Source organism: Pseudomonas sp. N-1-13, assembly GCF_057787095.1.
On sequence record NZ_JBYNRI010000001.1, the window covers coordinates 4,978,376 to 4,991,453 of the forward strand.

The 13,078-nt window shown below is 57.4% G+C and carries 10 protein-coding genes and 1 pseudogene; 6 read left to right on the forward strand and 5 right to left on the reverse strand.

Annotated features, from left to right (window positions below):
- The first annotated feature begins 60 nt into the window (after positions 1-60).
- The 4 genes from AC3I65_RS22315 to AC3I65_RS22330 are packed head-to-tail and all read left to right on the forward strand — an operon-like array spanning position 61 to position 3,953.
- Positions 61-1,071 carry an ABC transporter permease subunit gene (locus AC3I65_RS22315; RefSeq protein WP_047229029.1) on the forward strand — a complete coding sequence of 337 codons (1,011 nt, stop codon included), beginning with the start codon at positions 61-63 and terminating at the stop codon, positions 1,069-1,071.
- 11 nt (positions 1,072-1,082) lie between these two features.
- Complete coding sequence (locus tag AC3I65_RS22320) at positions 1,083-1,994, forward strand: ABC transporter permease subunit (protein ID WP_047229030.1); 912 nt, start codon at positions 1,083-1,085, stop codon at positions 1,992-1,994.
- 10 nt (positions 1,995-2,004) lie between these two features.
- Entirely contained in the window at positions 2,005-2,973 is a 969-nt protein-coding gene (locus AC3I65_RS22325; RefSeq protein ID WP_076383541.1) for an ABC transporter ATP-binding protein, read from the forward strand.
- The gene (locus AC3I65_RS22330; protein ID WP_047229032.1) at positions 2,973-3,953 is read left to right on the forward strand and encodes a peptide ABC transporter ATP-binding protein; all 981 of its coding nucleotides are present in this window, start codon (positions 2,973-2,975) and stop codon (positions 3,951-3,953) included. Before AC3I65_RS22325 ends, AC3I65_RS22330 begins: the two co-directional genes overlap by 1 nt.
- Before the next feature lie 164 nt (positions 3,954-4,117).
- Here the strand turns inward: AC3I65_RS22330 and AC3I65_RS22335 are convergent, their stop codons facing one another.
- From AC3I65_RS22335 to AC3I65_RS22345, 3 genes are all read right to left on the reverse strand, one after another.
- Positions 4,118-4,360: a hypothetical protein gene (locus tag AC3I65_RS22335; protein ID WP_288912686.1), complete on the reverse strand. Its 243-nt coding sequence runs from the start codon at positions 4,358-4,360 to the stop codon at positions 4,118-4,120.
- 641 nt (positions 4,361-5,001) lie between these two features.
- Positions 5,002-6,585: a peptide chain release factor 3 gene (locus tag AC3I65_RS22340; protein WP_047229034.1), complete on the reverse strand. Its 1,584-nt coding sequence runs from the start codon at positions 6,583-6,585 to the stop codon at positions 5,002-5,004.
- Between the two features lie 165 nt (positions 6,586-6,750).
- On the reverse strand, positions 6,751-7,659 hold the full coding sequence (locus AC3I65_RS22345; protein ID WP_047229035.1) for a hypothetical protein: 909 nt from the start codon (positions 7,657-7,659) through the stop codon (positions 6,751-6,753).
- A 185-nt stretch (positions 7,660-7,844) separates the two neighbouring features.
- Between AC3I65_RS22345 and AC3I65_RS22350 the strand changes: the two are divergent.
- Positions 7,845-8,025 (forward strand): annotated as a pseudogene (locus AC3I65_RS22350) (glycine/betaine ABC transporter ATP-binding protein); the annotation flags it as partial.
- A gap of 3 nt (positions 8,026-8,028) precedes the next feature.
- Here AC3I65_RS22350 and AC3I65_RS22355 read toward each other — a convergent pair.
- Positions 8,029-9,600, reverse strand: a complete 1,572-nt coding sequence (locus AC3I65_RS22355) for a hypothetical protein (RefSeq protein WP_488524177.1) — start codon at positions 9,598-9,600, stop codon at positions 8,029-8,031.
- 50 nt (positions 9,601-9,650) lie between these two features.
- Complete coding sequence (locus AC3I65_RS22360) at positions 9,651-11,096, reverse strand: DUF2599 domain-containing protein (RefSeq protein WP_107321869.1); 1,446 nt, start codon at positions 11,094-11,096, stop codon at positions 9,651-9,653.
- Between the two features lie 629 nt (positions 11,097-11,725).
- Here AC3I65_RS22360 and AC3I65_RS22365 point away from each other — a divergent pair.
- Positions 11,726-12,889: a type III PLP-dependent enzyme gene (locus tag AC3I65_RS22365; protein ID WP_047229038.1), complete on the forward strand. Its 1,164-nt coding sequence runs from the start codon at positions 11,726-11,728 to the stop codon at positions 12,887-12,889.
- Positions 12,890-13,078: the final 189 nt, after the last annotated feature.

Genomic DNA, 13,078 nt, shown 5'->3' on the forward strand with positions numbered 1-13,078 from the left:
GGCAACTCTTATCCAGGAGCTGTCGGGCACGCCTAACCGGCTGATGAGGTACACCTTAAGATGTTTAGTTTTATTGCCCGCCGACTGGGATTATTGATCCCCACGTTCTTCGGCATCACCTTGCTGACATTCGCGTTGATTCGCATGATCCCCGGCGACCCCGTGGAAGTGATGATGGGCGAACGTCGGGTCGATCCCGAAATGCACGCTCAGGCAATGGAACGCCTTGGCCTGAACAAACCGCTGTATGCCCAGTACCTGGACTACATCGGCAAACTGGCCCAGGGCGATCTCGGCGAATCGCTGCGCACCCGCGAAAGCGTCTGGACCGAGTTCAGTTCCCTGTTTCCCGCGACCCTGGAACTGTCCATGGCCGCCCTGTTGTTCGCCGGTATCCTGGGCCTTTTGGCCGGGGTGATCGCGGCACTCAAGCGAGGATCCCTGTTCGACCACGGGGTGATGGGCATCTCCCTGGCGGGGTATTCGATGCCGATCTTCTGGTGGGGCCTGATCCTGATCATGTTCTTCTCGGTGTCCCTGGGCTGGACGCCGGTGTCGGGACGGATCGACCTGCTCTACGACATCGAGCCGAAAACCGGCTTCATGCTGATCGACACGCTGCTGGCCGATGAGCCGGGGGCATTCCTCGACGCCCTGCACCACCTGATCCTGCCGGCCATCGTGCTGGGTACTATTCCGCTGGCGGTGATCGCCCGCATGACCCGCTCCTCGATGCTCGAAGTGCTGCGTGAAGACTACATTCGCACCGCACGCGCCAAGGGCCTGTCGCCTTCGCGAGTGGTATTCGTGCATGGCCTGCGCAACGCGCTGATCCCGGTGCTGACCGTGGTCGGCCTGCAAGTCGGCACATTGCTGGCCGGTGCGGTGCTGACCGAAACGATCTTCTCCTGGCCAGGTATCGGCAAGTGGCTGATCGAAGCCATCGGCGCCCGGGACTATCCCGTGGTGCAGAACGGCATCCTGTTAATCGCCTGCCTGGTGATTCTGGTCAACTTCGTCGTGGACGTGCTCTACGGCTTTGCCAACCCACGTATCCGTCACCAGCGCTGAGATCAAAAACCATGAGTACTCCAACTACCTCGGTAGCAGTCGATCAAAGCCTGCTGTACCCGTCCCCCTACAAAGAATTCTGGCAGGCGTTTTCCCGCAACAAGGGCGCCGTGGCCGGGCTGATGTTCATGACCCTGATCGTGTTCTGCGCGATCTTCGCCCCGTGGGTCGCCCCCCATGACCCGAGCGAACAATACCGCGACTTTTTGCTGACACCGCCGGTCTGGCTCGAAGGCGGTCAGATGCAATTTTTGCTGGGCACCGACGAACTGGGGCGCGATTTGCTGTCGCGGCTGATCCAGGGTTCGCGTCTGTCGCTGCTGATCGGCTTGTCGTCGGTAGTGATGTCGCTGATCCCGGGCATCCTGCTGGGACTGTTCGCCGGGTTCTTCCCGCGTCTGCTCGGCCCGACCATCATGCGTTTGATGGACATCATGCTCGCCCTGCCCTCGCTGCTGTTGGCCGTGGCGATTGTCGCCATCCTCGGCCCTGGCCTGATCAACACCGTGATCGCCATCGCCATCGTGTCGCTGCCGTCCTACGTGCGCCTGACCCGCGCCGCGGTGATGGGCGAACTCAACCGTGACTACGTGACCGCCGCCCGCCTTGCCGGTGCCGGCCTGCCGCGGCTGATGTTCATCACTGTGCTGCCCAACTGCATGGCGCCGCTGATCGTGCAGGCAACCTTGAGCTTTTCCTCGGCGATCCTCGACGCCGCCGCCCTGGGCTTCCTCGGCCTGGGCGTCCAGCCGCCAACCCCGGAGTGGGGCACCATGCTGGCCTCGGCCCGAGACTACATCGAACGCGCCTGGTGGGTGGTGAGCCTGCCTGGCTTGACCATTTTGCTCAGCGTGCTGGCAATCAACCTGATGGGCGACGGTTTGCGCGATGCGCTGGACCCGAAACTCAAGAATGCCGCCTGAGGAGATTCCCATGTCACTGCTAGAAATCAAGAATCTCAACGTTCGCTTCGGCGACGCCACCGCCGTGCCGGTGGTCGACGGCCTGGACCTGAGCGTGGAAAAGGGTGAAGTACTGGCCATCGTCGGTGAATCAGGCTCGGGTAAATCCGTGACCATGATGGCGCTGATGGGCCTGATCGAGCACCCGGGCATCGTCACCGCCGACGCGCTGAACTTCGATGGCAAGAACATGCTCAAGCTGAGCAACCGCCAGCGTCGGCAGATCGTCGGCAAGGACCTGGCGATGGTGTTCCAGGACCCGATGACCGCGCTCAACCCCAGCTACACAGTGGGTTTCCAGATCGAAGAAGTGCTGCGCCTGCACCTGAAGATGTCCGGCAAGGCCGCCCGCCAGCGCGCCATCGAACTGCTGGAGAAAGTCGAAATCCCGGGCGCCGCCAGCCGCATGAATGCCTACCCGCACCAACTGTCCGGCGGCATGAGCCAGCGTGTGGCGATTGCCATGGCGATTGCCGGCGAGCCGAAACTGTTGATCGCCGACGAACCGACCACCGCCCTCGACGTGACCATTCAGGCGCAGATCATGGACCTGCTGCTGGCCCTGCAGAAAGAGCAGAACATGGGCTTGGTGCTGATCACCCACGACTTGGCCGTGGTGGCTGAAACCGCCCAGCGTGTGTGCGTGATGTACGCCGGCCAAGCGGTGGAAGTGGGCAAGGTGCCGGAGCTGTTCGACATCCCCGCCCACCCGTACAGCGAAGCACTGCTGGCGGCGATTCCGGAACACAGCATGGGCGCCGAGCGCCTGGCGACGCTGCCAGGTATCGTCCCCGGTCGCTACGATCGTCCGCAAGGCTGCCTGCTGTCGCCGCGCTGCCCGTATGTGCAGGACAACTGTCGTCAACAACGCCCGGCCCTCGATCCGAAATCCAACAGCCTCGCCCGCTGCTTCTACCCGTTGAACCAGGAGGTGGCGTGATGGCCGTCGTACTTACCGCCCGTGACCTGACCCGTCATTACGAAGTGTCCCGTGGCATGTTCAAGGGCCATGCGACCGTGCGCGCCCTCAACGGCGTGTCGTTCGAACTGGAAGCCGGCAAGACCCTGGCCGTGGTGGGCGAATCCGGTTGCGGCAAATCCACCCTTGCCCGGGCCCTGACGCTGATTGAGGAACCGTCCACCGGCTCCCTGAAAATCGCCGGCCAGGAAGTGGCCGGCGCGAACAAGGCCGAGCGCAAGCAGTTGCGCAAAGACGTGCAGATGGTGTTCCAGAGCCCGTACGCGTCCCTCAACCCACGGCAGAAAGTCGGTGATCAACTGGCCGAGCCCTTGCTCATCAACACCAACCTGTCGGCCACCGAGCGGCGGGAGAAAGTCCAGGCGATGATGAAGCAGGTGGGCCTGCGCCCCGAGCATTATCAGCGCTACCCGCACATGTTCTCCGGCGGCCAGCGCCAGCGCATCGCCCTGGCCCGCGCCATGATGCTGCAACCCAAGGTGCTGGTGGCGGACGAACCGACATCGGCGCTGGACGTGTCGATCCAGGCCCAGGTGCTGAACCTGTTCATGGATCTGCAGCAGGAGTTCAACACCGCTTACGTGTTTATCTCCCACAACCTGGCGGTGGTGCAGCACGTGGCCGACGACGTGATGGTGATGTATCTCGGCCGTCCGGTGGAAATGGGCCCTAACGAGTCCATCTACAGCCGTCCGCTGCACCCGTACACCCAGGCTCTGCTGTCGGCCACCCCGACCATCCACCCGGACCCGAACAAGCCGAAGATCAAGATCGTCGGCGAACTGCCCAACCCGCTCGACCCACCGTCCGGCTGCGCCTTCCACAAGCGCTGCCCGTACGCCACCGAGCGCTGCCAGACCGAAGAACCGGCCTTGCGGTTGCTGGATAACCGGCAGGTGGCGTGTCACTACGCCGAGCAATTCCTCGACGGCGCGGCGTAAACCCGTCAAGGACTAGGCGCGCCCCTGTGGCGAGGGGATTTATCCCCGCTGGGGCGCGTAGCGGCCCTAAATCGACCGCCTCGGTCTATGAGGCCGGAACACAACTAACCCCTTCCCTCCGATCAACATCAATCGGCCGGAAGGGGTTTTTTGTTGTCTGTACCCTACGTCTGGCTATCACCCTCATCACCATCATCGGCATCAGGATCATCAATCGTCGAATCGTCATCATCCTGATCGCCAGGTTGCTGTTCTTCGTTGGCGGCAAGCATCCATTCGCCCTGCGCCACCTGTCCGTTCACCGCTTGTTTTTCATGCTCATCGCATTCGGCCCAGGCCGCTGACGAACCGAGGGACAGCATCAGCAAAACCTTCAGCAAAATCATCGCGCGTAGAAATGCGTTCATAGCCGATTCCTTTTTTTCTCTGGTTAAAGCCCTAAGCCTGACGGCGTTCAAGAAACGCTGATCCTGAACGTCGGTTCCTCAGATAAGACGCCTATGTACGGACAGAAATGCCATGCGGGCACAGAATGGTTTCGAATAAGGATTATCCCGAACGGTTATGAACTGAGCCTACTTACCAACCCACCCCAGACACCTTGTGGGAGCAAGGCTTGCCCGCGATGGCGAAGGCACATTCAACATCCCGCAAGCTGACCCACCGCTATCGCGAGCAAGCTTTGCTCCCACAGAGGAATCTGGGCCGAACACAATTTTTTTGCCCGCTGAAGTTCCAGTGTGGGAGCGAGCCTGCTCGCGATGGCGGTGGGTCAGCAGCTTTGAGATTGACTGACACTCCGCTATCGCGAGCAAGCTTTGCTCCCACGGAGGAATCTGGGCCGAACACAATTTTTTTGCCCGCTGAAGTTCCAGTGTGGGAGCGAGCCTGCTCGCGATGGCGGTGGGTCAGCAGCTTTGAGATTGACTGACACTGCGCCATCGCGAGCAGGCTCGCTCCCACCGGGGGTTGGTGGTGCCCAGTCGTTAAGTGGAAATAAAAAACCCCGCAGCTTTCGGTGCGGGGTTCTGGGTGTAAAGCTCAGCGCTTAGTGATGCTCACGCGTCGCACGGAAGTTCACATCCGGCCAGCGCTCTTCCATCAGCGCCAGGTTGACCCGGGTCGGGGCCAGGTAGGTCAGGTGACCGCCGCCATCCAAGGCGAGGTTTTCCACGGCCTTGTTGGAAAACTCTTCGAATTTCTTCTTGTCGCCACATTCGACCCAACGAGCGGAGTACACGGTGATCGGCTCGTAGGAGCACTCGACCTTGTATTCCTCCTTCAAACGGCTGGCGACGACGTCGAACTGCAGCACACCGACGGCACCGAGGATGATGTCGTTGCTGCGGGTCGGGAAGAACACCTGGGTGGCGCCTTCCTCGGCCAGTTGCTGGAGGCCCTGGCGCAGTTGCTTGGATTTGAGCGGGTCTTTCAGGCGCACGCGGCGGAACAGCTCCGGGGCGAAGTGCGGGATGCCGGTGAAACCCAGGGCTTCGCCCTCAGTGAAGGTGTCGCCGATCTGGATGGTGCCGTGGTTGTGCAGGCCGATGATGTCACCGGCAAAGGCTTCTTCCAGTTGCTCGCGTTCCGAGGAGAAGAACGTCAGGGCGTCACCGATGCGTACGTCCTTGCCGGTGCGCACGTGGCGCATCTTCATGCCTTTTTCGTATTTGCCCGAGCAGATGCGCATGAAGGCGATGCGGTCGCGGTGCTTGGGGTCCATGTTCGCCTGGATCTTGAACACGAAGCCGGTGAACTTCTCTTCCACCGGCTCCACGGTGCGCTCGTTGGCGACGCGGGCCAGCGGGCGCGGTGCCCAATCGACCACGGCGTCGAGCACATGGTCGACACCGAAGTTGCCCAACGCGGTACCGAAGAACACCGGGGTCAGTTGGCCGTCGAGGAATTCCTGCTGGTCGAACTCATGGCAGGCGCCTTGCACCAGCTCCAGCTGCTCGACAAAACGGTCGTACTCGTCGCCCAGGTGGGCGCGGGCCTCGTCGGAGTCGAGCTTCTCGATGATTTTGGTTTCGGTGCGTTCATGACCATGCCCGGCGGTGTAGACGATGATGTAATCGTCGGCCAGGTGGTACACGCCCTTGAAGTCGCGATAGCAGCCGATCGGCCAGGTGATCGGCGCGGCCTTGATCTTCAGGACCGCTTCGATCTCGTCGAGCAGTTCGATCGGGTCGCGGATGTCACGGTCGAGTTTGTTGATGAAGCTGACGATCGGCGTGTCCCGCAGACGGCAGACATCCATCAGGGCGATGGTCCGTGGCTCGACGCCTTTACCGCCGTCGAGGACCATCAGCGCCGAGTCCACCGCCGTGAGGGTGCGGTAGGTGTCTTCGGAGAAGTCTTCGTGGCCCGGGGTGTCGAGCAGGTTGATCATGTGATCGCGATACGGGAACTGCATGACCGACGTCGTAATGGAAATACCCCGCTGTTTTTCCATTTCCATCCAGTCGGAGGTGGCATGGCGGTCGGACTTGCGAGATTTCACCGTGCCGGCTACCGCAATCGCCTTGCCCATCAGCAAGAGCTTTTCGGTGATGGTGGTCTTACCGGCATCGGGGTGGGAAATAATGGCGAAAGTGCGGCGTTTCGCGACTTCGGCGGCCTGTTTGGTCATGGGAAATCGCCTGGCAGGTGATTCAAAAAAGGGCGGCGATTATAGCCCAGAACCCCCTCTATGGACCACCTGCGCAAGAGCAGCCTAACGACTCGCCCCCCATCGACGGCACACGTCCAACGCAAGAATCAGACATCTTCATCACCGCTGCCCAGCCCCAGAGGTTCAGGATGAGATAGCCTGATCAGCGGGAATAAACTCAAATCTCGCGTCATTTGCGGCCGTTTGGGGAAGCGTAATCTTGATCATGGGGATCCAAATGCCGGTCTGCGTTTTAAAGTCCCGTTGATCATATTGAGCGCCAACCTTACCCGTATCATTGATGTAAAAAACGGCCTCAATCGGAAGGGTCTGACCAATATTCTGAGCCCACTTTCTCACGCGAAATTCATTCTGCGTACCAAATGCGGAGGCTGGAAGTTGCCCCTGGGCCTTCACGCCCTCGGTGAACGCAACGGCGCCTCTTTCATCCAGCTCGTCACGAACATCGAAGCCACACAATGCACCGTACATACCTGCGTTAGCGTTGAAATGGGCAATATAGTGCGCGGCTGTGGTAATACCTTGGGATTGGCAAGGTCGGCTGTTGGGGCGATTGGGATATTGACCACAACCTTCGTCAGGTCGATGGTCAGTGGCGCCGTCGACTGGAAAGAAGCACAGCACCGCCAATGCGATCTTTCCTGTCGGTTTAAAAAAATCGGGATAAAGAATAAAGCCGTTATTGTAGCCAAATACTAATTTGCTGAACTTCGCGTCTTTACGCAGCCAGGAAAAAGAAACGCCCGTCGATGCTGGGTTGGGATTCCAAAAATGAAACTGCGTGGAGTGTTGGGTTGCCCGTAGCGTCACCCCTGTGCATAAAAACGACGGCGCCGAGGGGTTGTTGCGACACATGGTCAAGACGTTGTTATAGGCTTCCGTGAGATAGGCTGCTATTTCTGGACCGGTACCTGCGCCTTGGACGCCAACAGCCTGTCCTGACGGCTCATCAATAGTGCTCCTATCCAATTCATGTGTTGCACAGCCAGCCGTCAACAATAAAAACAGCACAATGCAAAATTGTCTTTTCATTTCAGACTCCCATACATGAACAGACAAGGCTCTAAGTAAGCCATGTCTTTTTCAGGCTTTTTCCGTTAACAGTTTTATCTACGCTACAAGAGCGATCCCCTTCGAACACCTGTCAACTTTCACAGTGCTCAATACTTATTTGAAATAAAAAACCGAGTGTTCCTTCTCAATCCACCGGAGAAGAAGTGATCAGCGAGAGCAATCAGAACAAGGCCCAGGGCTTTGTACGACGCCGCGACTTGCACCGTCAGAACGGCGCCTGCTCGCAGTACCTGAGCGAATGAATCGATGCCGAGCACCTAAGCTCCGGCAAGTCCCGTGGGTAAGACCAGTATTGTTTCGCCCGCCGAGACAGCGTTGGCCTGACGTTTATAGCTGGACCCGGAGCACTTGGGAAAACAACCACTGCGGGCTGAGTTTGGTAAACACCGAATAATTGATCAGCACCGTTTTTCCCTTGTGTTTCGAGACCCAGGTCGGGTCAAGCACGAAAAAGTTGGGCTTACCGGCCGTCACCGTCTGATGAGCCGTATCAAGGAGGTTTTCCCCTATGACACGTACGCGCAGAGTCGAGCCCGACGGAGCTGGAGCGTTGACCGTGACTGTCCCCGAGGCATAACTGGGTGCAGGAAGCACCAGCGCCTGGGGATCGATGGTCAGAAACCGCACCCCAGACTCCAGGGTTTCACCGGCACCGCTTTTCTTGATGGTGTAGCTCACCGGTACGGTGAGCCCGATGCTATCGACGACCTCAGTGCGGGGAATCAGCACCTGTTTGTTCGCGGGAAGCTCGCCGTATGCGACCGGCGGACTGCTGTATGGCACCCGGCCTCCCCACCGAACGCTCAAGATATCGGAGGCGGCAATTGCTTCGGTGGGCAATTGCACGATGAGGTATTCATCCCTATAGATATCCTGAGTGTTCAGACGGTCGCCAGAGACTGTGCTGTAAGCCTTGGGAATGGTGGGTGCAGCAAAAGCGGGCATCGGGATAACCGGGGAGATCGCCTGGTCCGCACTCACATATTGGAAACTGAAATGACCTTGTGGGCTGGGAGGCAATGTGACACGAACGATGGGGATAAAAAGACCGTTGGTGCGCTCATGATATTTTTTTTGGTCGATTCGGGAGGTTTCCAGATCGTTTGAGCCGGTGATCCAGAAAAACGCCTGGATGGGCAGCGCAGCCGGATTTTTTTCCGGCCAGGCTTCGATGCGAAGCTCGTTGTGATTCTTGAAATTAAAATCGGCGCCCCCTGCCTCAAGCTCAACAAGTTTTCTGACTTGCAATCCCGCATTGAAGTTAGCCACGGCTTGCTCATTCAACGCATCGTTGAGCATCCACGCGCAACTGGCAGGATTTCCGTAACTGACCCTTCGAAAATGGGTCAGCCAGGCCCTGGCAGTGAAAATATTCTGTTCATTACAGGGTTTACTAAGGGGATAGACGAACTGAGTAATGCTGTCACGGCAACCGTGGGCGCCCGGTTTGCTGCGATAGATCGTCGCGCCATCGTAGGGAAAATAACAGATGATCGAGGGCCTTATTTTTCCCTGCGGAACCCGGAGGGTGGGATAAAAAATATAGCCATGCCGGGCTTCGTTGTTGCCCCATGGCGCACCACCAAACTTGGCGTCGGCCCTCAGGTAGGAAAATGAAACCGCGCCGCTGGTCCTGGAAAATTCGCTATGGTCCCAAGGATCGAAGTTTCCTGCGTTGGTTGTGCGTGCCACGACACCCGTGCATAAAAAAGCCGGTGCCGTGGCAGCGCCACAGTTGACCGCGGTGTCGTAGTAGTTGCGGGTCAAGGCGGCTGCGGTTGCTTCTCCTGATTGCACGCTCGTGGCCACGAGCGCTTCGCTAAAGGACAGCGGCGAAACACAAAGACTGCCCAGTAGAATCAGCAGCTTTGCTGATTTTTTAAGCGTGAGAGTTGCCATGTTCGTCGCCTTGAGTATCCCGGTCGGGTCAACAGGCTGATCTGACCCTTTCAATGAGGATTACACCGGTTATCACCCGGCAATTTAATAATCACATCATGGGCCACATAGGGACGAGCGGGCTCAAGGCTCCACGTAGGTTTATTCTCGGCGATATCGGGGGAATCAAGATGGCAGGCCAACTGACGGCGCATGCTGCTGCCCATGTTATCGAAATTCCAGTCCTTGCGATTCGGATCAAGGGCAGCAGCCTTGATCGCCAGCTCGGCCAGCACGACATTGGTTTTCCCTACGCCGGCTTTTCTTCCGCAGGCCGTGGGCGTGACCTTAAGCGATGAAATTTTTCCCAATACGGGTTCTACATAATTGTTATCCCACTCGATCTTTTCTATGTAGTTATCGCAGGAACGACTATCCACCGGGGCTTGAACATGCTGATCGGCGGGGTAGTAAGCAAATTTCGCGTCCTCAGCGATCGAGTTCGGAAATTGTATTTTTATGATCGGCTTCCACGTATTGCCTTGCTCTACCCATCGGCGCTGATCATCTCGAGCAAACTCACGAGACGTAAAAGTCTTTGTAGTTCTGTCAATGTAATCAATACCACTCTCATAAATAAAAGCAGCGATAGGGAGCTCCAGGTACGTGGCTTTTGCTGAGTCGCTGTCACTGGCGACAGGCGCATCAAACTTCACCCGTTCCTGACTGCCCCAGTCCCTTTTCCAGTATTTATTATCCGGCCAGGTTTCAATTCGCAGCTCCGACTGGGTATGGATCGCATCGTCCTTTTCCTCAGGATCATTGGCCAAAATTTTTCGTGCTTCGACAAACGTATTGAATGCATCAGCCTTGTTATAGGTACCGAAGTAGTCTCTCGTGGTATCAAAGCCGCATTGAAACTTGTGCGCTTTCGTGGCTTCAGGGTCTCGGGTTTGACGGTCATAGTGCTCCATCCACGCCTTGGCATTGCTGATGCCCAGCTTCTGGCAATAGTCCTCGACAACGCCGAGGGAGTTCCCATTCTCCTGATAATCGCCGCAGCCGCTGTTGTTTCGATAATTCGTCCAGGAATCAATAGGAAAGGCACACAACACTTTGATTTTGAATTGCGTCTTTTCATTCACAAAATCATTGGGCACCAAGGCAAAACCATTGAACCTGAGCATGCCAAGACCATTGAACTCCACATCTTTTCTTAAATATGAAACCGATGTACCTCCGGCCGCTATACCGGTGCCTCCCGCTTCCAGGCTATGCGATAACGGGCTGGGATCCCACGGCAAATAACTTTGTTTACTGGCGATCCCTCGAAGTATCAACCCAGAGCAATCAGACGCCAACCTGCCACTTCCACAATCCCGTGCGGTCAATCGATACCAGTACTCCATCAATTTGGCCGTATCGGTGCCAGGGCTTGCCTGCAACAGGCTGGAGCCCGATACAAAACCGAGAAACAAAGAAATGTTTAATATCCGTATGACCCGACGCTTGCGCATGACTCTCTCCTAGAGCTTTTCATCGCTCAGCTCAATCAGTTATGCAATCTCGCCTAATAACCTGCGTTCCCGGCATAAACCCAACACCGGTTTTATTCAGCGGCGAGTACAACTGGAGTCTTGAGTATTCGATGATCGCTTCGTCGCGCCCACTGTCGACACTTACAGTTTTTTAGATCTGTTTAAACGATTTCCTCATAACCGGCCGCCAATCAGTCAACAAATGATCTGCCATGAAACACCCTTCCAAGCTGCCATGTGCAAATGGCCAGCCTGGAGGCCTGTGTCGCATTGCCGAGGAACATCTGACTGTCACACAGGTCGGTTACATCAGGAGCTGTCGCGGGCCGCACGACGAATGAGTGCAAAAACGCGACATTTTTTGTTGATCTCAGGCCCCTCACGCCCTAAAGTTCGCGCCGAACGTCCATGCTGGAAACGATCCATCCGGCTCAAGTACTGACGACGAGACAGCAAGGCCAAGGGAATCAAGCATCCCGTGGCCTTTTTGCTTTCGGCGACATGCCTTGGGAAGTAGGCGAACCAAAGTGGGGATACGGAGGACGTTCACGAGGGCTGCTTGCCCTTACACCCATTGATCCTGATGTTTGCCAGTAGGAGTCCCAAGTATGTCGATCCAGGTCGAAGATTATTTCGCGCGCGAGACCTTTCAGAAAATGAAGGCGTTCGCCGACAAGCAGGAAACCCCGTTCGTGGTGATCGACACCGCGATGATCTCCCAGGCCTACGATGACCTGCGCGCAGGTTTCGAATTCGCCAAGGTCTATTACGCCGTCAAGGCCAACCCGGCAGTGGAAATCATCGACCTGCTCAAGGATAAAGGCTCGAACTTCGACATCGCTTCGATCTATGAGCTGGATAAAGTCATGAGCCGTGGCGTAGGCCCGGATCAGATCAGCTACGGCAACACCATCAAGAAATCCCGGGACATCCGCTACTTCTACGAGAAGGGCGTGCGCCTGTATGCCACCGACTCCGAAGCCGACCTGCGCAACATCGCCAAGGCCGCGCCGGGCTCGAAAGTCTACGTGCGCATTCTTACCGAAGGCTCGACCACCGCTGACTGGCCGCTGTCGCGCAAGTTCGGCTGCCAGACCGACATGGCCATGGACCTGCTGATCCTGGCCCGCGACCTGGGCCTGGTGCCGTACGGCATTTCCTTCCACGTCGGTTCGCAACAGCGTGACATCAGCGTCTGGGACGCGGCCATCGCCAAGGTCAAGGTCATCTTCGAGCGCTTGAAAGAAGAAGACGGCATCGTGTTGAAGCTGATCAACATGGGCGGTGGCTTCCCGGCCAACTACATCACCCGCACCAACAGCCTGGAAACCTACGCAGAGGAAATCATCCGTTTCCTCAAGGAAGACTTCGGCGACGAACTGCCGGAGATCATCCTGGAGCCGGGCCGTTCGCTGATCGCCAACGCCGGCATCCTGGTCAGCGAAGTGGTGCTGGTGGCCCGTAAATCCCGTACCGCCGTCGAGCGCTGGGTGTACACGGACGTGGGCAAGTTCTCCGGCCTGATCGAAACCATGGACGAAGCCATCAAGTTCCCGATCTGGACCGAGAAGAAAGGCGAGATGGAAGAAGTGGTCATCGCCGGCCCTACTTGCGACAGCGCCGACATCATGTACGAAAACTACAAGTACGGTTTGCCGCTGAACCTGGCCATCGGTGACCGTCTGTACTGGCTGTCGACCGGTGCCTACACCACCAGCTACAGCGCGGTGGAATTCAATGGCTTCCCGCCGCTGAAGTCGTTCTACGTGTAATTCGCTGGTCGCTGGACCCGAAAGCCCGTGACTGTGTCACGGGCTTTTTTGCAATAGCGCAAAACGCGCCCATCAGCGCAATGCTATTGACTTCAGGCTTGTCTGAATCATGTGGCTTTTATGTGTGTTTATGAATGGTTCTCGATAACATGCGCGCCATGATGAACAGCAATGACTGAAAGGCGAGTG